This is a genomic window from Plantactinospora sp. CA-294935 (assembly GCF_050936445.1).
In the GTDB taxonomy this organism is placed as follows: Bacteria; Actinomycetota; Actinomycetes; order Mycobacteriales; family Micromonosporaceae; genus Plantactinospora.
This window is the reverse complement of sequence record NZ_JBNJMU010000001.1, coordinates 8,869,581-8,886,837: the sequence shown is the minus strand read 5'-3', so window position 1 is coordinate 8,886,837 and position 17,257 is coordinate 8,869,581. Positions and strand designations below refer to the sequence as shown.

Sequence of the window (17,257 nt, the reverse complement as noted above, 5' to 3'; positions counted from 1 at the left end):
CGTCGTCCGTCATGTCGCCTCCTGCGGTATCGGAGGTGCCTTCTCCGGCGGTACCGGAAGCGGGTCTTCCTGCGGTGCCGGACGCGGGTCTTCCTGCGGTGCCGGACGCATCTCGCCGGTGCCGCGCAGCGGGCGCCGCACGGCAGGGCCGGTGACCGTGCCGGGTAGTGGTCGCCCGCCGGCAGAACCGGTGACGGTCGAGCCGTTCGGGGCGGCGCCTGGTATCGGGCCAGTGCTGGTGGCGGTGGCGGTGGCGGTGCTGCGGTGGGGCCCGGCGTGGGCAGCGTTTCCAGACTCGCGGACGAAGTCGGCCGCCCGGCGTACGACCTCGGGGTCGGCCAGGACGCGCCCGTGCCCGAGCCCGTCGGTGCGGTGCAGCCGGCCCGGCCAGGCGGTGGCCATGGTGACGCCGTCGGTCGGGTACACCTCCCGGTCGTTGCGGTCCTGCACGACCAGCAGCGGCGGCAGTTCGCCGGCCCGGTCGGCTCGTGTTCCCAGGTCGTAGTCGGTGATCGGCCGGCCGACCAGCGACTCCATCGCCGCGATGAGCCGGTCAGCGATCACCGGGCCGATGCCGAGGGTCCGCCGGAACGCCTGGATGTAGGGGAGGGGGTCGGCCATCGGGGCGATCATCACCAGCCGGCGCACCGGCAGCCCGTCGAGGACGGCGAGCCCGGTCGCGCTGGCGCCGAGCGAGTGGGCGATCACGGCGTGCGCCGGGCCGTGGGCCCGGACGACCGCCGTCAGCGCGTCGGCGAACTCGCTGAGCGTGGCGCGGTGCGGGCCGAGTACGCCCGGTCCGGACCGGCCGTGACTGAGCGCGTCCCAGGTGACCACCCGGTAGCCGGCCGCCACCAGCGTGGGGACGAAACCGTGCAGTTGGCTGGCGGAGCCGCCCCAGCCGTGTGCCAGGTAGACGAGGGGGCCGCTGCCCCAGGCCCGGCCGGTGACCGTACCGCCGTTGACCTCGACGGTGAACGGGGCGCCGTCGTACGGGCCGGTGAAGGTGGTGGCACCCGGCCCGGCCGGCACGGTGGGGGCGGCGGTGCGTCGGCGGGGCGGGGTGCACCAGAGCCGCAGCGCGAGCCGGCCGCCGGCCGCCGGCGCCAGGTGTTCGAGGGTACCGAAGACGACCCGCAACCCACCGGCCACGGCGGCGCGGCGAATGGTACGAACGATCGTGCTTTTCTCGTGCCGGACGGGTGGACTGGTCATGACGGCTCCTCGGGTTGTGGTGCGGTCAGTCGGGCTTCGGCCGGGCGGCGTCGAGCAGGGCCTCGAAGGCCTGCCGGGCCCAGGTCTCGGTGCGCGGATCGTTCAACAGGCGCCGCGCGTGGAAGGCGCCGAGCATGACGCTGTGCAGGTCGTGGGCGAACCGCTCGGGGTCGGCGGCCTCGTCGAACTGGCCCTCGGCGATCCCGGTCCGGAAGATCTGCGCGATGACGTCGGAGAGGTCCCGATGGTCGGCGACCAGTTGGTCCCGGACCGGACCGGGCTGGTCGTCGAACTCGGTGGAGGCCGAGACGAAGAGGCAGGCGGCGGCGACGTTGACGCTGCGCATCCAATTGTCGAAGAGCGCCCGCATCCGGGCCTCGCCCCGGGGGGCGCGCAGCGCCGGACGGACCACCTCGGCGGTGAAGGCGTCCCGGGCGTAACCGAGCACCTGGAGGTGCAGTGCCTCCTTGGAGCGGAAGTGCGCGAACAGGCCGCTCTTGGACATGTCCAGCCGGGCGGCGAGCGAGCCGATCGTGAGGCCGCCGAGACCGAGCCGGCTGGCGACCTCGGTCGCCTCCGCCAGCACCGCCTGTCGGGTGGCCGCACCCTTGCTCACCCGCCATTGATAGCACGGTCGTTCGCATCCTGCCAAGGGTGCGCGCCGGTACGGTGCACCGGCGCCGCGCCGGGGAGTTCGGCGAGGTGGTCACCGTCGTAGTGGGCGGCCACTCCGGCGGTGGAGAAGTCGGAGGTCACCAACGGTCGCCCGGCCTCTCCGGCCGGCCGGACCGCCGTCGTCCGCTGACTTTATATATCTGAAACCCCATCGGCTTAGTAGGTTGTTGTCGAGACCCCATTGCCGTCGGCATCGCGGATGTGAACTAGCCATTTAGCTGCTGCTACGCGGGAAGATGAACGACGACAACCGATGTGTGCTGCCCGCCGTGCGTCCCGTCGGGGGCTCTGTACCGGCTGCTTCTCATAGTCTGGAACGGCGTTGACCGGGTCCGACCGGCCCCGCAGGATGGATCACATGCAGCGGCGATACGTACTCCTCCTCGTCAGCCGCCTGCACATCGACCTGGCGCGTCACGCCAGCGCAGGCTGTCCCCGCTGACCTCGACCGTCCCGGCCCTCCGCCGGCCGCGTCGGTTCGCGCCCGGCTACGCCGCCACGTTCGCCCCGCGGGGGCGGGCGGTCGCCGCCCGCTGAACCCGCCACACGTCATCCCGCCGCACACCGTCGTGCGGGCGACCTCGCCTTCCTGATCCATTCCACCGAGACCGGCGCTCCCTCCTCCGTGACGGACCGCGCCGGCGATGGTCGCTGCCCACCTGTCGTCGAACGGCGGCAGTTCCCGGCCGGTTAGGAGAGACGTCATGACCGTCACCGATGTCACCTCGCTCGACACCCCGATCGACGCGCCGCGGTTCCGGGCGCTGCTGCGCCGGCAGGCCGCTTCGGTGACCGTGGTGACCGCTGCCGGGGAACCGCCGGTCGGCTTCACCGCGACCTCGTTCACCTCGGTCTCGCTGCACCCGCCGCTGGTCTCCTTCTGCCTGGCCCGGACGTCGTCGAGTTGGCCGACCGTGGCCAGTACCGGGCACGTCGCCGTACACCTGCTCGCGCAGGGGCAGCACGAGGTGGCCCGTACGTTCGCGACCAGCGGCATCGACCGGTTTGCCCAGCACCCCGGGTGGCGCCCCGGCCCGTACGGGGTGCCGCTGCTGGACGGGCCGGTGGCCTGGCTGGTGTGCCGGGTCGTCGAACGCGTCGTCGCCGGTGACCACGCGATCGTGCTGGCCGAGCCGCTCGCCGGTGAACACACCGAGGACGGCGAGGCGCCGCTGCTCTACCACATGGGGCGGTACGCCTCGCTCGCCGCCTGAACACTCCGTCGTTTCCCTCCGATCCAGTCCGCCGGCCCCCGCAGGGGCCCGTCGCGCAGGAGTCCGCCATGTCACCTCCGCCCCATCCCGCCTCTGCCCGCTCCGGGCCGCCGGTGCTCCGTCGGCGTACCCTCCTCGGCGCCGCCCTCGGGGTGGCGGCGGCCGGACTCGCCGGCTGTGCCGGCGACGACGCACCCACGGTCCGGCTGGCCTTCGACGCGCCACTGCCGGCCGAGGTACCGGGCGGCACGGTGCTGCGGGTCGGCGACAAGGAGATCCAGAAGGCGATCGAGTTCTCCGGCGAGGCGGAGCGGTTCAGCTTCGAGGTCTCCTGGGCGAACATCAGCGGCGGTCCGGAGACGCTGGAGGCGTTCCGCGCCGGCGCGCTCGACCTCGGCTCGGTCGCCGACATCCCACCGATCCACGCCGCCTGGACCGGTCTGCCCACCCGGATCGTCGCGGCCAGGTTCCGGCAGGACCCGGTCAACCACCCGATCTACCAGCTCGGCATCGCCCCCGGTGCCGGCGTCGGCGGCCTCGCCGACCTGCGCGGCAAGCGGATCGCCTACAGCCCGGGGCAGGCGCAGGGTGCGCTGGTGCTGCGGGTGCTGCACCGGGCCGGACTGGCCAAGGACGACGTCAAGCTGGTGGAGCTGGCCAGCACCGGTGACGTGTACCCGACCGCGCTGGCCAGCCGCCAGGTCGACGTGGCGCCGATCGGCGGCATCAACATCAAGCGCTACCTGGCCAAGTACGGCAGGGACGGCGGCACCACCATCTCGCACGGTCTGCGCGACGACCCCGGCCACCTCTACGCGCCCGACCGGGTCCTCCAGGATCCCGCGAAGGCGGCGGCGATCCGCGAGTACGTGCAGCGCTGGGCGCGGGCCTGGGTGTGGATCGAGCAGAACCCGGACGAGTGGATCGAGCGGTACTACGTCAAGGACCAGGGTCTGTCCCGTGAGGACGGCCGGTGGTTGGTCGACAACGCCGGAGTGCCGGACATCCCGGCCGACTGGTCCGAGGTGATCGCCCGGCACCAGCAGACCATCGACCTGCTCGCCAAGGAGACCGGCAACAAGCCGCTGGACGCGGCCGACCTCTACGACCGGCGGTACGAGCCGCTCGGTGCGGCCGCGTTCCGGGAGGGAGTGAAGTGACGACCCAGGTTGATCCGCTGACCGCCCGGCCGACCCCGGCGCCGGCCCGGGAGCCGGTGACCCCCGCCGTACGGCATCGGGACGCCCGCCGACGACGCCGGCTCGGCCCGGGCCGGCCGATCCCGTTCGGCGCGGCGATCGGGCCGCTGCTGCTGCTCGGGGCCTGGACGCTCGGCTCGCTGACCGGCCTGCTCGACGAACGGACCCTGTCGGCGCCGTGGACGGTGGTGACCACCACCGGCGACCTGATCGCCAGCGGGCGGCTCCAGGAGAGCCTGCTGATCTCCACGCAGCGGGCCGGGTTCGGCCTGGCCTTCGGGGTGCTGATCGGTACCGTGCTGGCCCTGGCCGCCGGGCTGAGCCGGTGGGGCGAGGCGGTCATCGACGGGCCGGTGCAGATCAAGCGGGCGATCCCCGCGCTGGCGCTGCTGCCGCTGCTGATCCTCTGGCTCGGCATCGACGAGCGGATGAAGGTCGTCACCATCGTGCTCGGCGTCTTCGTGCCGGTCTACATCCACACCCACAACGGGCTGCGCAGCATCGACCAACGTTACGTGGAACTGGCCGAGTCGCTGCGGCTGAGTCCCGCCCGGTTCGTCCGCCGGGTGGTGCTGCCGGGCGCGCTGCCCGGCTTCCTGCTCGGCCTGCGGTTCGCGGTGGTCTCCGCCTGGCTCGCCCTGGTGGTGGTCGAGCAGATCAACTCGACCAGCGGGATCGGCTACCTGATGGAGCTGGCCCGACAGTACGGCCAGACCGACGTCATCATCGTCGGCCTGGTGCTCTACGGCATCCTCGGACTGCTCTCCGACGGCGCCGTCCGGCTCGTACAGAGGAGGGCACTGTCATGGCGACGCACCCTGGCGGACTGACCGTCGACGCCGCCGCCGAGGCCGGCACCGGGCCGGTGGTCCGGGTGCGGGGCCTGACCCGGCGCTTCGGCGGGCGTACCGTGCTCGACGGGCTCGACCTGGAGATCGGCGAGAACGAGTTCGTCGCCCTGCTGGGCCGCAGCGGCTCGGGCAAGAGCACCCTGCTGCGGGCGCTGGCCGGGCTCGACCCGGACGTGGCCGGGGAGGGGCTGGTCGACGTACCGGGGAACTCCTCGGTGATCTTCCAGGACGCCCGGCTGCTGCCCTGGCAGCGGGTACTGGCCAACGTCGTACTCGGGTCGACCGGTGCGGCGGCGTACCGGCGCGGCCAGGAGCGGCTCGCCGAGGTCGGGCTGGCCGGTCGGGAGCGGGCCTGGCCCAACCAGCTCTCCGGCGGCGAGCAGCAGCGGGTCGCGCTGGCCCGGGCACTGGTGGGCGAGCCGAGACTGCTGCTTGCCGACGAGCCGTTCGGCGCGCTGGACGCGCTGACCCGGATCCGGATGCACGGCCTGCTCCGCGAGCTGTGCGAGCGGCACCGGCCGGCGGTACTGCTGGTCACCCACGACGTGGACGAGGCGGTCGCGCTCGCCGACCGGGTGCTGGTGTTGGAGGAGGGCCGGATCACCGTGGACACCCCGATCGAACTGCCGGCGCCGCGCCAGCACCGGCATCCGGGCTTCCTGGAACACCGCGAGCGGCTGCTCGCCGCGCTCGGCGTCAGGCAGACCGAGGAGGCCCCACGATGAGCCGGCGACCGGGCACCCTGCACCTGAACGCGTTCCTGATGGGGGTCGGGCACCACGAGGCGGCCTGGCGGCTGCCGGAGAGTGATCCGTTCGCGCACACCGACGTCCGGCACTTCCAGGAACTGGCCCGGATCGCCGAGCGCGGCACGCTCGACTCGCTCTTCCTGGCCGACAGCCCGGTGCTCTGGAACAACGTCGGCCGTCGGCCGTCCGGGGCGCTGGAGCCGACCGTGCTGCTCACCGCGCTGGCCGGGGTGACCGAGCACATCGGACTGATCGCCACCGCGTCCACGACCTACAACGAGCCGTTCAACCTGGCCCGGCGGTTCGCCTCGGTGGACCACGTCAGCGGCGGCCGGGCCGGCTGGAACATCGTCACCACCGCCGGCGCGGACGCGGCCCGCAACTTCAACCTCGACGAACTACCCGCCCACCGCGAGCGGTACGAGCGCGCCGCCGAGTTCATCGAGGTGTCGCGCAAGCTCTGGGACAGCTGGGCCGACGACGCGGCGCTCGGCGACAAGGCGGCCGGGGTCTGGGGCGACCAGGACCGGATCTTCCCGCCCCGGCACGCCGGGCGGTTCTTCAAGGTGGCCGGGGCGCTCAACGTGCCGCGCCCGCCGCAGGGCTACCCGCTGCTGGTGCAGGCCGGGTCCTCCACCGACGGCAAGGAGCTGGCCGCCCGGTACGCGGAGGCGGTCTTCACCGCCCAGCAGACCCTGGCCGAGGCGCAGGCGTTCTACACCGACCTGAAGGCCCGGACCCGGGCGCTGGGCCGGGACCCGGACGGGATCAGGATCCTGCCCGGCATCGTGCCGGTGCTCGGCGGCACCGAGGCGGAGGCGCACGCCCTCGCCGACGAGCTGGACCGGCTGATCGTCCCGGAGTACGCCAAGCGGCAGCTCGGCATCACGCTCGGCATCTCCCCGGACGACCTGCACCTGGACCGGGAGCTGCCGGCCGACCTGCCCGACGAGGAGCAGATCGAGGGGGCGAAGAGCCGGCGTACCCTGATCGTCGCGCTGGCCCGCCGGGAGCGGCTGACCGTACGCCAGCTCATCGGCCGGCTCGGCGGCGGTCGCGGGCACCGCACTTTCGCCGGTACGCCGGAGCAGGTCGCCGAGGCGATCGAGGACTGGTGGGACAACGGGGCCGCCGACGGCTTCAACGTGATGCCGCCGGTGCTCCCCTCCGGGCTGGCCGCCTTCGTCGGGGAGGTGGTGCCGATCCTGCGACGGCGCGGGCTGTTCCGCACCGAGTACACCGGTCGTACCCTGCGGGACAACTACGGCCTGCCCCGTCCGGCCAACCAGTTCCGCGCCGACGCCCTCGCGACGTCCGCCTCCTAGGAGTGACATGGTCGACTACACGGCCAGATCGGCGCCAGCCCGCACCACCGGGGCAACTCCCGGCGGTGGATCGTCCGGGAGGTGGAGCAGAGCCTGCGCGGCTGCGGCCCCGGGCGCGTTCCTCGATCTCGTCGCGGTGCTCCTCCGGGTACGTGTCGACGACCGGGCCGGCCAGCCGACTGAAGCGCGACAGTCTCGGCATCGGAGAACTCCGGCGGACGCTGGCCGGACTAGTCCTATCTGTTGTATAGGACATCTGTCCAGTTTCGCCGGACGGCCGAGCCGATCCGGCCCGGCGTGGCGGCATAATGCGAAGGGTGCGAGCTGACCTGGACGCGCGACGGATCCGGCGTCCGGCGGGCGTCGGGACGCCGCGGCGGTTCCCGGTGCGGCGTACGGCGGCGGCCGCGCTGGTGGCCGGCCTGGTCGCCGCGGCCGGCAGCCCGGCAGCGGCCACCCCGTCGATCCGGTACGCGGCCGCGCGCTGCGGCCCGACCGTCACCGATCCGCTCTCCGCCGCCCCCTGGCCGCTGACCCGGCTCCGCCCCGACCTGGCCTGGCCGTTGAGTACCGGTGTGGGAGTCAGGGTCGCGGTCGTCGACTCCGGCGTCTCCGCCGACCACCCCACCCTGGCCGGCAAGGTCCTCCCCGGCCGGGACCTGCTGTCCTCCTCAGACGGCGGCGACGGCCGGTGCGACGAGAACGGGCACGGCACCCTGATCGCCGGGATCATCGCCGGCCGGGAGGCGGTCAGCGCCGGCTTCCGGTTCTACGGCGTCGCGCCCGGAGCCGAGATCGTGCCGGTACGCGTGCTCCGCGACCAGCGCAGGTCGGAGGAGGCCGACCTGTCCGGGCGGATCGCCGAGGCGATCCGGTGGGCGGTCGACGAGGCCGACGCCGACGTGGTCAACCTGTCGCTGACCACCCCGCCGACCAGGCAGTTGCGGTCGGCCGTCGCGCACGCCGTCGCGCAGCGGGTCGTGGTGGTCGCCGCCGCCGGCAACACCGGTGAGTCGGGTGTCCAGGCGGGGCAGCCGACCTTTCCGGCGGCCTATCCGGGGGTGATCGCGGTCGCCGGGGTCGACGCCGCGGACGCGCATGTGCAGACGTCGACCAGCGGCGACTTCGTGGACGTGGCCGCACCGGGCGAGCGGATCGCCGGGCCGGCGGCGGCCGGCGGAGGCTACCTGTTCACGGCCGAGGGCGGCACCAGCTTCGCCACCGGGTACGTCTCGGGGCTGGCCGCGCTGGTCCGGTCGTACGATCCGACGCTCTCGCCCGACCAGGTGGCGGACCGGATCGCCCAGACCGCCGACCACCCCGACGGGCTGTGGAACTCCCAGGTCGGCCACGGGGTGATCAACCCGGTACGGGCGGTCGGCGCCCTCCGCCCGGCCGGCGTACCGGAACCCGGGGCCGCCGTCAGCGTGCCACGCCCGGCCGCCCACCCGTCCCCGCTGCGCGCCGTGAGCGCCGCCTCGGGGGTGATCGCCGTGGTCGGCGTCGCCCTGGCGCTGCTCCTGCTCGCCTCGGTACCGGTCATCCGGCGGGGCCGCCGGCGCGGCTGGCGTACGGCACGCAGGTGACGACCGCACGCGCGACGACCGTCCACACCCGACCGACCGGCCTCACCTGCACACCTCCCCGAGGAGTCGTCGCGGTGATAATGTCCCGGCATCGTTGACACGGAGGTTGAGGCGTGGCCAGTGGGTTCAGCCGGGTCACGGTGGTAGCTCCACGCAGTCGTGTCGATCTCGCCCTACCCGCCGACGTACCCCTGGCGGATCTGCTGCCCACGGTGCTCAGCTACGCGGGCGACGCCCTGGCCGACGATCCGGCGGCGCGCAACGGCTGGACGCTGTCCCGGATGGGCGGTGCGGCGCTGGACAGCTCGCGCAGCCCCGCCCAGCTCGAGGTACGCGACGGCGAGCTGCTCTACCTGCGACCCCGGGGCGAGGAGGCGCCGCTGCCGGTCTTCGACGACGTGGTGGACGCCGTCGCCACCGCCGCCCGGGAACGCACCGGCCGGTGGAGCCCGGCCGCCACCCGGGTGCTCGGCCTCACGCTCGGGGTGGTGGCCCTGCTCGGTGGCGCGGTGGCGGTGCTGCTCGCCGGCCCGCCGCAGTTGCCCGGCGGTCTGGTCGGGCTCGGCCTCGCCGCCGCACTGCTGCTCGTCGCGGTGGTGCTGGCCCGGGCCGTGGGAGACGCCCGGAGCGCCACCGTCTTCGCGCTGGTGGCGCTCTGCTACGCGGCCGTCGGCGGGCTGCTGGTGCTCGCCGGCGACCGGACCGTCGGCCAGCTCGCCCCGCCGCACGTGCTCGTCGCCGCGACCGCGGTGCTGCTGGTGGCGGCGGCCGCCGCGATCGGCGTCGGCGATGCCGGGCCGGTCTTCCTGTGCGGTGCCGCCTGCGCGGTGGCGCTACTCGTCGCCGCCGCTGTCCGGGTGCTCTTCGGGGTGGGTACCCCGGCGGCGGCCGCGATCACCGTGACCCTGGCGTTCGGCACGCTTCCGCTGCTGCCGATGCTCGCCTACCGGCTCGGTCGGCTGCCGGACCCGTCGGTGCCGACCGACCCGGAGCAGCTCAAGCAGGACTCCCACTCGGTCGACGGCCTCGAGACGTTCGCCCGTTCCGACCGGGCCGACGCCTTCCTGGCCGGCATGCTCGGCGCGTTGGCCGTGATCGGTGCGGCTGCCGCCGTCGCGCTGGCCGCCGACGGGATCCCCGGGCTGGCTCTCTGCGTGGTGCTCGGGTTGACGATGATGACCCGGGCCCGCTGGTTCCTCGGTCGGGCGCAGCGGCTGCCGCTGCTGGGCGCCGGCGCCGTGGCCCTGGCCGCCGCCGTGGTCGCCGCCTACGACGATCTCGGGCTGGCGTGGCGGCTGACGCTGCTGCTCGGGTCGCTGCTGGTGGTCGCCGCGATCAGCGTCGGCTTCGCGCTGGCCGCCGGGCACCGGCCGAGTTCACCGGTCTGGGGACGCACCCTGGACATCCTCGAGGTGGTCCTGATCCTCGCCATCTTCCCGCTGGCGGTCTGGGTCAGCGGCCTGCTCGGCTGGATCCGGGCCATCCGCGGCTGACCCGGCCGCACCGTCGCCCGCCGGCTCCGCCGCTGCACGAGTGTCAGCCGAAGAGTTGGCGCTCGACCCGGGTCGGGGTGAGCCAGACGTACCGGGCGGAGCCGCCGCCGAAGGCGGCGACCATCTCGTTGCCCATCGTGGTGACCGCCGACCAGACCGGCCGGGGCAGGGCGAGCGCCGCGCCGACCAGCGCCGCCTCCGGCTGCGTCAGCCGCTGCACCAGCACCACGTCGGCGTCGGTCAGCACGGGTAGGCCGGCCGGGGTCAGCCGGGGCAGCACGGTCAACTGCGTCTCCCAGGCCCGGGTCGGTGGCCGCCGTTCCGGCCCGTGCACGCCGACGTCGCGCAGCCGCAACAGGGGTCGGGTCGGGTCGGCCGGCTCGTCGCCGCCGGGGTATGCCGAGCGCCACACCCGGTCACCGGCACCCCCGGCGGCCCGGTCCAGGGCGAGCCAGTGCGCCATCGTGGCGATGGTGCCGGCCGCCGCCGGAACGACCGCGTCCACGGCGTCGACCGCGACCCGCGCGCCGTGGCCGAGACAGCGGAACACCAGCACCTGGGCGGTCCACCAGTCGCCGACGAACGCCACGGTGAGCGGTTCGGGGCGGAACAGGCGCAGCAGCACCGGCTGGTTGGCGGTGTCCCGGCCCAGCACCACGCCGATGGCGTCGACGTCGAGGGTGAGCCGGCCGAGCAGGTCGCCGGCGAGCCGGCGTTCCGGCGCGGCGGTCTTCGGGTCACCGGTCGGCATCGCTCGCTCCCGTCTGGACCAGGCCGAGATCACCGGGTCGGATGGCGTCGCGACGGTGACCGCGGCCGGCCGCACCGCCGGGCCGGGCCGGTCCGCGGGTCGCGTTCACCGGGCGACCAGTCCCAGGGTGGCGCCGGTCGGCGCGGTCGCGTACACCCCGGTGGCGTGCTCGCCGTTGAGCCGGACCAGTCGCACCCCGGCACCGGCCGCGCTGGCCAGTAGTTGACGTACGCAGGCCTCGACCGCGTCCGGGGTGGTGGCGACCCGGACCAGGGTCCGGGCGCTGGTCCTGCCCCCCGGGGCACCGGTGCCGTCCCGCCGGCCGAACACCACCGCGACGCTCACGTCGAGCGCGGACGGGACCTGCGTGAGCGCCCGGAGCGGGTCCACGGTGGGCGTCGCCGGCCAGGACCGCACCGCGAAACAGACCTGCACCCGCCACTGCCCCTGCCAGCGTGACCACCGCTCCGGGCCGGAGCCGGGCGCCGCGACCCCGTCGACGCCGCACGAGTACGCCAGCGCCTGGCGCAGGCCGTCCCCGTCCAGCACGGTGTGTTCGACGTCGAGGTTGGCCAACCCGGTGCCGACCCGGGTGATCGCCGCGCTGAGCGCCCGGTGTACGCCGGCCAGCCCGCCGCCCCGGTCCGCCGCCACCGTCGCCGCCTCCCGGGCCGAGAGCCGGGCGGCGATCCAGACATCGTGGTGCACCGGCACCGCCAGCACCCGGCACAGCTCCAGGTACGACTGGGCGGCCGCGGTGCGCGGGTCGACCGCGGCGATCGGCAGCGACGAGTGCCGCAGCACGATCTGCACCGTGCTGGCCGGCAGTGCCGGATCGGCCGCCAGGTCGGCGAGCCAGTCCAGCCGCAGCGCCGTGCGGGAGCCGCCGGAGAGCCTGTCGGGATGCCGCACCGAGATCGCCGCGAACCAGCCCAGCGCGTCCTGACCGATCCCGATCGTGCCGGAGCGGTCGGTGACGGTGGTCGTACTCGGACCGGGCGAGACCACCGCCAGCAGCGGGTCGTACCCGCCGGAGTGGCGCAGCGCGCGCCGACTGTCCCGATGCCGGCGGGCCAGCCGCAGCCGGGCACCGAGGACCTCGTACCACCAGCGGCCGCCCGAGCGGCCGAACGTGGCGACCAGCAGCACGCCGGCGGCGGCTCCGGCCAGCGCGCCCGGCACGGGGGAGAGTGCGTAGACGGCGGCACCGGTCGCGAACAGCGCCAGCTCGACGGCGACGAGTTGCACCGTGCCGAACCGCCCGGTGGGTCGACCGACAGCCATCAACTCCGGCATGGCCCACACCCTACGTGCCGACTGTATGATGTCGCATCGGTCGAAGGCGGGGTGGGAATGCGCAGCCGTCGGGAACAGGTGCAGGCATACCGGTTCCTCATCCGGCGGACCGTCTCCGCACTGCTGGCCGGCGAGCCCGAGACCAACGAGCTGCCGATGCGGAGGTTCGCCCTCGCGATGCTCGGCGGCCTGCTGGCCGCCGTGCTGCTCTTCGCCGGGTTCGGCGTCTACGGACTGCTGCGGCCGGGCGGGCGCCAGCCGGTGGAGAACGCGATCATCGTGGAGCGGGACACCGGCGCGAAGTTCATCTACACGCAGGGCCGGCTGCATCCGGTACTCAACTGGACGTCGGCGCTGCTCATCCTCGGCCAGCCGGAGCCGGTGGTGCGGACCATGTCGGAGAGTTCGCTGCGGGCCGTGCCGCGCGGGCTGCCGATCGGGATCCCCGGGGCGCCCGACTCGCTGCCGTCCCGGTCGGCGCTGCTCGGCCTGCCGATCAGTGTGTGCAGCGCGCCCCGCTCGCTGACCTCGGTCGCCCGGGCCACCCACCTGCTGGTCGGCTGGGCCCCGTCCGGCGGTACGGCGGTTGGCCGGCAGGGCCTGCTGGTCAGTGTGGACAGTGGCGACCGCTATCTGCTGTGGAGCGAGCACCGGCTGCGGATCCGGAGCAACGCCGTGCTCGCCGCCCTCGGCTGGGCCGGGATTCCGCCGGTCGCGGTCGGCGAGGCGTTCCTCAACTCCGTGCCCCCGGGTCCGGACCTGGAGCCGCTGGCCCTGCCCGGCGCCGGCTCACCCGCCGAGCCGACGATCGCCGGTCAGCAGACCCGGATCGGGCAGTTGTTCCGGGCGGCGGGCAAGTCGTACGTGATGCTTCCCGACGGCCTCGCCCCGGTCGGCGCGGTCACCGCCCGGTTGCTCGAGGCGGCCGGGCGTGCGGTCAACGAGATCTCCGCCCAGCAGGCCGGCCGGCTCATCGTGGACAGGGTTGCCGAGCCGCCCGGTTTTCCCGACGCGGTGCCCGAGGTGCGGGGCGCGCAGACCCCCGCTCCGATGGTCTGCGCGAGCTACCGCGACGACGGCGGCGCGGCGGAGCATCCGGTCACCATCGAGACCTTCGGCGTCGTGCCGGGCGAGGTCCCGCCGATCGACGGGGCGCCGGCCGCCACCCAGGCCGGGGCGGACGGGGTACGGCCGGCGGACCGGGTCGCGCTGCCGGGCGGGCACGCCGCCCTGGTCCGCGCCGCCAACCCGATCGGCGCGAACGCCGCCGGCAACGTCTATCTCGTCACCGACCAGGGGCTGAAGTTTCCGCTGTCCCGCCCGGAGCTGGAGAAGGCGCAGAGTTCGCTCGGCTATGCGGGCCTCCGGCCGGTGCAGGTGCCGGCGAGCATCCTGGCGCTGGTGCCGACCGGGGTGGCGCTCGATCCGGCGGCCGCGCTGCGGCTCTCGCCACTGCCGACGGTCGCCCCGGTCGGCCCCGCCGCCGGCTCCGGCGGCCAACGGCGGGAGCCGACCCCCGGCCCGAGCTGACCCGTCCGGGACCAGGTCGGAAGGGGCCGGCTACGACCCTGGTCGCCGGGGTCCCGGGGTACGCCGGAGCAGCCGATCGCACTCGGCCACCACGGGCGGGGTGAGTTCCCCGGCCGCCTGCTCGTACGCCGCGCGGGCCCGCTGCTGGGTGGCCTGGAGTACCCGGGTGACCACCTCGCCGAGCTTGGCGTGGTGGTACTGCTGCAACGCCCCGCCGCGCAGCCGGACCTCGGTGACCGTGCCGGCGCCGGTCACCCGGACGCTGACCCGGCCGTCCCGGCTCTGCCCCTCGACCTGCGCCGCGGCCAGCCGGCCCAGTTCACCGTCCATGTTGTCCAGCGCGGCGAGTGCCCGCCGGGCCAGCTCCTCGTAGCCCGCCTCGTCGTGCGGGGAGTACACCAGCGGCTCGACGTCGTCCGGGTCGTCGCGTCCGGTCACCCGTCATCCCTTCCCAGTACTCCGCCGATCGGTTCCGGCCCGTCGGCGGGTCCCGTGCCACGCCAGCCGTCCGCGCCGGTGGGCCCGCCGGCCGGCCCCGGGACCGGCGGTACCACCTCTGCCGCGACCTCGGCGAGCGCGTCGCCGAGTCGCTGCTGGGCGGCGGCGACCGAGGCCAGGACCGCCTCCTCGACCACTGACGGGTCGTGCCGGGCGATGGTCTTCGCGAACGTCACCCTGACCACGACGCCCTGGCCGTCGACCACCGAGGTGACGAGCCGGGCCGGGTCGGTGCCCTGGTAGGTGTCGGCGAGTAGCCGCTGCCAGCGCGCCTCCGTCCGGGCGATCGACGCCTCCAGCGCGGCCAGTCCGGCCGGCGCGGCGGTGGGCTGGTCGGGCGGATCGTCCGTCGGCATCGCCACCTCCGCAGCATTGGGACTTGGCCCGGCAGGCACTATATTTTACGAAGACCGACTCGATGTTCCTCCGTGCCAGGCAGAAGCGACAAACTGGGAGGATGGCGTTGAGCATTCCGAACGGTTCCACGTCCGCCGGCGCACCGGAGTTCCAGGCGCAACTGCCGGAGATGCGGGCGGCAGCCAACCAGATCGCGAGCCTGGCCGAGGAGTACCTCCGTTTTTTCAGTCCGGTCACCGGCGCGGTCACCAGCACGGTGGCGGGTAACGCGGGTCTGCCCAGCTTCGCCACGATGGCGCAGTTCTTCACCGTCGCCGTCTCGGCCGCGATGAAGGCCGTCGCCGACGAACTCGACACCCAGGCGGTGCAGGTCCGGCAGGCGGCGCAACACTTCGAGGAGGTCGACCTGCAACAGCGGCAGCGGGCCGCCACGCTGCACTTCGACGACCGGATGCCGCCGGGGACAGGGGTGGCGTGATGGGCGCGGTCAGCTTCATGGGCCTGAAACTGTCCGACCCGGGGGCGGTGCAGGCACTGCTCGGCCCGGTCGTCCAGGCTCTCGTCAACAACATGACGAACACCGGGACCAACTTCGGTACCGCCGCCACTCTGCCGAACCTGGTCGGTGCGACCGGCACCGCCCAGCAGGATCGCCGGAGCATTGCGCTGAACGCGCTGCAACAGGTGACCGGCACGGTCACGCAGGCGATGTCGACCACCAGCACCGGAAGCGCCCAGTTGCAGGCCACCAAGACCCAGCTCGACGCGATCGTCGCCAGCGCCACCGCCGGTGGCTACCAGGTGCTGCCGACCGGGCAGGTGACGCCGAGCGCCGCGCAGCGGGCGTACTGCAAGGCGACCTGGTCACACGGCGGCGCGGCCAGGTGGGCGATGTACGAGATGCGGGCGGCGCAGTACACGGCGCAGATCGCCGCCACCACCACCCAGGCGTCGACGCTGGACGCCCAGCTCACCGCGGCACTGGTGAAACTGGCGACCGACTACCTCACCAGCCTGTTCAGCAAGCAGTCCGACGCGAACACCACCTCGCTGCCCAGCCTCCCGGACGTGCCGCCGCCACCGCCGCTGCCGACACCGAGCATCCCGACCCCGGTCGACGGCGCCCCGATCGGCCCGGCTCCGACACCGTTGCCCGTGGGCAGCGGGCCGGATCTCGGTGCCGGGCTCGACGACCTGCCGGGCGGGACCGCGCTGGCCGGCGCGGGCGGTGCCGGAGGTCCGCTCGGCGGTGCGGGCGCCCTCGGAGTCGGCGGCGCTGGGCTGGGCCTGAGCGGAGCGCCGGCCGGCAACGCCCCGACCACCCTCCAGGGCGGCGTGGCCGGTGTCGGCATGGCCGGGATCGGTACTGCCGGCGGCGCGGGTTCGGCGTCCGGAGCCGGCCGGGCGGTAGCCGGCACGTCCATGCTGGGCGTCGGTGGCTTCGCCGGCCATGGCGGTGCGGCGGGCGACTCCGGCGAGCACGAGGCGGCGAGCTGGCTGGTCGAGGACGGCGAGGCGTGGACCTCCGGCGACGTGCCGGACGGGGTGATCGGCTGAGGGTGGCCGACCCGGCGACCCGACCTCGACCCGGCGACCCGACCCGGCGACCCGGTTTCGACCCGGCGACGCGTCAGCGGCAGGATCGCCGTCCACAGGAAAGTAGCCGGGAGGTGACGTGCTCCCGGCTACTTCGTCGAACGGTCGGCCGGATCGCCGAACCGGTCGTCAGTCAGGCTCTCAGCGGCCGCTCTGGCCCATCACCGTCGCCGCCCGGCGGTCGGCCTCCTTGAGGGACTCGCTCGCGTCCGTGACGACCGTGCCCGCCTTCAGCACCACCTGGTGGAACTCGTTCCACAACTGCTCCATCTGGCCCTTCCAGACCTCGAACTCGGCCCGGGCGTCGCTGTCCCACGGAATCTTCGCGATGTCGGCGACAAAGTTCTTGGTGGTGACCTCGATGTTGATGCCGTGCTTCTTGAGCTTCGCGGCCGCGGCCTCTGCCTCGCCGTGGACCATCCGGATCTGGTTGCTCATGGGTTCCTCCGCGTGGACCGGTCGGTCAGGGCTAGCGCGTGATGTTGTAGACGTTGATCGTGTTCACCGAGGAGGACATCGTCTCGTTCACGTCGGTGTAGGTCCGGTCCACGTCCTCCAGGCCGACCCGCATCTCGTCCATCTTGGCCTGCAGCCGGCGGGCCCCGTCGACCATTTCGGTGGCCACGGCGTAGAACTTGGTCGCCGCCTCACCCTCCCAGCCCCGTGACCTGAGCTGGTGCACCGCGAGTTCGATGTTCTTGATCTGGAAGTTGATGACGCCACGGGCATGATCGACGAGCTGCGCAGCGCGCTGGGCGTTACCCTCTTCGTGGGTGAATGTCTGTGCCACGCTACCCTCCGGAGACTAGGCAGAGGCGGGACGCCAGACTCATCGGCGTCTCTATCCGGCCAGGGTAGCCGATGGTCGCCTCCGACCACACCGCTCGCGGGTCGGCTGCCGGACCGGTGGCACTTCGGGCCT

18 protein-coding genes are annotated in these 17,257 nt (G+C 73.8%); 10 read left to right on the top strand and 8 right to left on the bottom strand.

Translation table 11 applies throughout. From position 1 onward, the window contains the following. Window positions 1–9 precede the first annotated feature (9 nt). A complete protein-coding gene (locus tag ACQEVC_RS38740) occupies window positions 10–1,215 on the bottom strand; it encodes an alpha/beta fold hydrolase (RefSeq protein WP_432888380.1) in 1,206 nt (401 codons plus the stop codon). Window positions 1,216–1,240: 25 nt separating this feature from the next. Next, window positions 1,241–1,831: a TetR/AcrR family transcriptional regulator gene (locus ACQEVC_RS38735; protein ID WP_432888378.1), complete on the bottom strand. Its 591-nt coding sequence runs from the start codon at window positions 1,829–1,831 to the stop codon at window positions 1,241–1,243. A 763-nt stretch (window positions 1,832–2,594) separates the two neighbouring features. Here ACQEVC_RS38735 and ACQEVC_RS38730 point away from each other — a divergent pair. From ACQEVC_RS38730 to eccD, 7 genes are all read left to right on the top strand, one after another. Continuing rightward, window positions 2,595–3,104, top strand: a complete 510-nt coding sequence (locus tag ACQEVC_RS38730) for a flavin reductase family protein (RefSeq protein WP_432888376.1) — start codon at window positions 2,595–2,597, stop codon at window positions 3,102–3,104. Between the two features lie 68 nt (window positions 3,105–3,172). Continuing rightward, on the top strand, window positions 3,173–4,264 hold the full coding sequence (locus tag ACQEVC_RS38725) for an ABC transporter substrate-binding protein (protein ID WP_432888374.1): 1,092 nt from the start codon (window positions 3,173–3,175) through the stop codon (window positions 4,262–4,264). After that, window positions 4,261–5,133: an ABC transporter permease gene (locus ACQEVC_RS38720; protein WP_432888372.1), complete on the top strand. Its 873-nt coding sequence runs from the start codon at window positions 4,261–4,263 to the stop codon at window positions 5,131–5,133. Before ACQEVC_RS38725 ends, ACQEVC_RS38720 begins: the two co-directional genes overlap by 4 nt. Continuing rightward, window positions 5,109–5,879 (top strand): ABC transporter ATP-binding protein, encoded by a 771-nt coding sequence (locus tag ACQEVC_RS38715; RefSeq protein WP_432888370.1) that lies wholly within the window; start codon window positions 5,109–5,111, stop codon window positions 5,877–5,879. The genes ACQEVC_RS38720 and ACQEVC_RS38715 overlap by 25 nt, the downstream gene beginning before the upstream one ends. After that, a complete protein-coding gene (locus ACQEVC_RS38710) occupies window positions 5,876–7,228 on the top strand; it encodes an LLM class flavin-dependent oxidoreductase (RefSeq protein WP_432888368.1) in 1,353 nt (450 codons plus the stop codon). The genes ACQEVC_RS38715 and ACQEVC_RS38710 overlap by 4 nt, the downstream gene beginning before the upstream one ends. A gap of 317 nt (window positions 7,229–7,545) precedes the next feature. Next, complete coding sequence (mycP, locus tag ACQEVC_RS38705) at window positions 7,546–8,814, top strand: type VII secretion-associated serine protease mycosin (RefSeq protein WP_432888366.1); 1,269 nt, start codon at window positions 7,546–7,548, stop codon at window positions 8,812–8,814. 113 nt (window positions 8,815–8,927) lie between these two features. Then, a complete protein-coding gene (gene eccD / locus ACQEVC_RS38700; RefSeq protein ID WP_432888364.1) occupies window positions 8,928–10,307 on the top strand; it encodes a type VII secretion integral membrane protein EccD in 1,380 nt (459 codons plus the stop codon). Window positions 10,308–10,350: 43 nt separating this feature from the next. Here the strand turns inward: eccD and ACQEVC_RS38695 are convergent, their stop codons facing one another. Both ACQEVC_RS38695 and ACQEVC_RS38690 read right to left on the bottom strand, forming a co-directional pair. After that, on the bottom strand, window positions 10,351–11,058 hold the full coding sequence (locus ACQEVC_RS38695; protein ID WP_432888362.1) for a hypothetical protein: 708 nt from the start codon (window positions 11,056–11,058) through the stop codon (window positions 10,351–10,353). 105 nt (window positions 11,059–11,163) lie between these two features. Further along, window positions 11,164–12,354 (bottom strand): type VII secretion protein EccE, encoded by a 1,191-nt coding sequence (locus ACQEVC_RS38690; protein WP_432888360.1) that lies wholly within the window; start codon window positions 12,352–12,354, stop codon window positions 11,164–11,166. Between the two features lie 57 nt (window positions 12,355–12,411). Between ACQEVC_RS38690 and eccB the strand changes: the two genes are divergently transcribed. Beyond that, the gene (gene eccB / locus ACQEVC_RS38685; RefSeq protein WP_432888358.1) at window positions 12,412–13,884 is read left to right on the top strand and encodes a type VII secretion protein EccB; all 1,473 of its coding nucleotides are present in this window, start codon (window positions 12,412–12,414) and stop codon (window positions 13,882–13,884) included. Between the two features lie 30 nt (window positions 13,885–13,914). On the opposite strand, the gene ACQEVC_RS38680 is transcribed toward eccB, so the two are convergent. Both ACQEVC_RS38680 and ACQEVC_RS38675 read right to left on the bottom strand, forming a co-directional pair. Continuing rightward, window positions 13,915–14,322 (bottom strand): YbaB/EbfC family nucleoid-associated protein, encoded by a 408-nt coding sequence (locus ACQEVC_RS38680; protein WP_432888356.1) that lies wholly within the window; start codon window positions 14,320–14,322, stop codon window positions 13,915–13,917. Continuing rightward, window positions 14,319–14,738, bottom strand: a complete 420-nt coding sequence (locus tag ACQEVC_RS38675; protein ID WP_432891936.1) for a YbaB/EbfC family nucleoid-associated protein — start codon at window positions 14,736–14,738, stop codon at window positions 14,319–14,321. Before ACQEVC_RS38675 ends, ACQEVC_RS38680 begins: the two co-directional genes overlap by 4 nt. Before the next feature lie 101 nt (window positions 14,739–14,839). Here ACQEVC_RS38675 and ACQEVC_RS38670 point away from each other — a divergent pair, with 101 nt between their 5' ends. Together ACQEVC_RS38670 and ACQEVC_RS38665 are read left to right on the top strand one after the other, a co-directional pair. After that, entirely contained in the window at window positions 14,840–15,217 is a 378-nt protein-coding gene (locus ACQEVC_RS38670) for a hypothetical protein (RefSeq protein ID WP_432888354.1), read from the top strand. Then, window positions 15,217–16,296: a hypothetical protein gene (locus ACQEVC_RS38665; RefSeq protein ID WP_432888352.1), complete on the top strand. Its 1,080-nt coding sequence runs from the start codon at window positions 15,217–15,219 to the stop codon at window positions 16,294–16,296. The genes ACQEVC_RS38670 and ACQEVC_RS38665 overlap by 1 nt, the downstream gene beginning before the upstream one ends. 180 nt (window positions 16,297–16,476) lie before the next feature. Here ACQEVC_RS38665 and ACQEVC_RS38660 read toward each other — a convergent pair whose 3' ends face one another. Together ACQEVC_RS38660 and ACQEVC_RS38655 are read right to left on the bottom strand one after the other, a co-directional pair. Further along, complete coding sequence (locus ACQEVC_RS38660; RefSeq protein WP_432888350.1) at window positions 16,477–16,773, bottom strand: hypothetical protein; 297 nt, start codon at window positions 16,771–16,773, stop codon at window positions 16,477–16,479. Between the two features lie 31 nt (window positions 16,774–16,804). Next, window positions 16,805–17,125 carry a WXG100 family type VII secretion target gene (locus ACQEVC_RS38655; RefSeq protein WP_346256677.1) on the bottom strand — a complete coding sequence of 107 codons (321 nt, stop codon included), beginning with the start codon at window positions 17,123–17,125 and terminating at the stop codon, window positions 16,805–16,807. Between the last annotated feature and the right edge of the window lie 132 nt (window positions 17,126–17,257).

Coding starts and splice junctions, on each gene's coding strand:
- ACQEVC_RS38740 (WP_432888380.1), bottom strand. CDS start 1,215: ATGACCAGTCCACCCGTCCGGCACGAGAAAAGCACGATCGTTCGTACC.
- ACQEVC_RS38730 (WP_432888376.1), top strand. CDS start 2,595: ATGACCGTCACCGATGTCACCTCGCTCGACACCCCGATCGACGCGCCG.
- ACQEVC_RS38725 (WP_432888374.1), top strand. CDS start 3,173: ATGTCACCTCCGCCCCATCCCGCCTCTGCCCGCTCCGGGCCGCCGGTG.
- ACQEVC_RS38715 (WP_432888370.1), top strand. CDS start 5,109: ATGGCGACGCACCCTGGCGGACTGACCGTCGACGCCGCCGCCGAGGCC.
- ACQEVC_RS38710 (WP_432888368.1), top strand. CDS start 5,876: ATGAGCCGGCGACCGGGCACCCTGCACCTGAACGCGTTCCTGATGGGG.
- ACQEVC_RS38695 (WP_432888362.1), bottom strand. CDS start 11,058: ATGCCGACCGGTGACCCGAAGACCGCCGCGCCGGAACGCCGGCTCGCC.
- ACQEVC_RS38690 (WP_432888360.1), bottom strand. CDS start 12,354: ATGCCGGAGTTGATGGCTGTCGGTCGACCCACCGGGCGGTTCGGCACG.
- eccB (WP_432888358.1), top strand. CDS start 12,412: ATGCGCAGCCGTCGGGAACAGGTGCAGGCATACCGGTTCCTCATCCGG.
- ACQEVC_RS38675 (WP_432891936.1), bottom strand. CDS start 14,738: ATGCCGACGGACGATCCGCCCGACCAGCCCACCGCCGCGCCGGCCGGA.
- ACQEVC_RS38670 (WP_432888354.1), top strand. CDS start 14,840: ATGGCGTTGAGCATTCCGAACGGTTCCACGTCCGCCGGCGCACCGGAG.
- ACQEVC_RS38665 (WP_432888352.1), top strand. CDS start 15,217: ATGGGCGCGGTCAGCTTCATGGGCCTGAAACTGTCCGACCCGGGGGCG.
- ACQEVC_RS38660 (WP_432888350.1), bottom strand. CDS start 16,773: ATGAGCAACCAGATCCGGATGGTCCACGGCGAGGCAGAGGCCGCGGCC.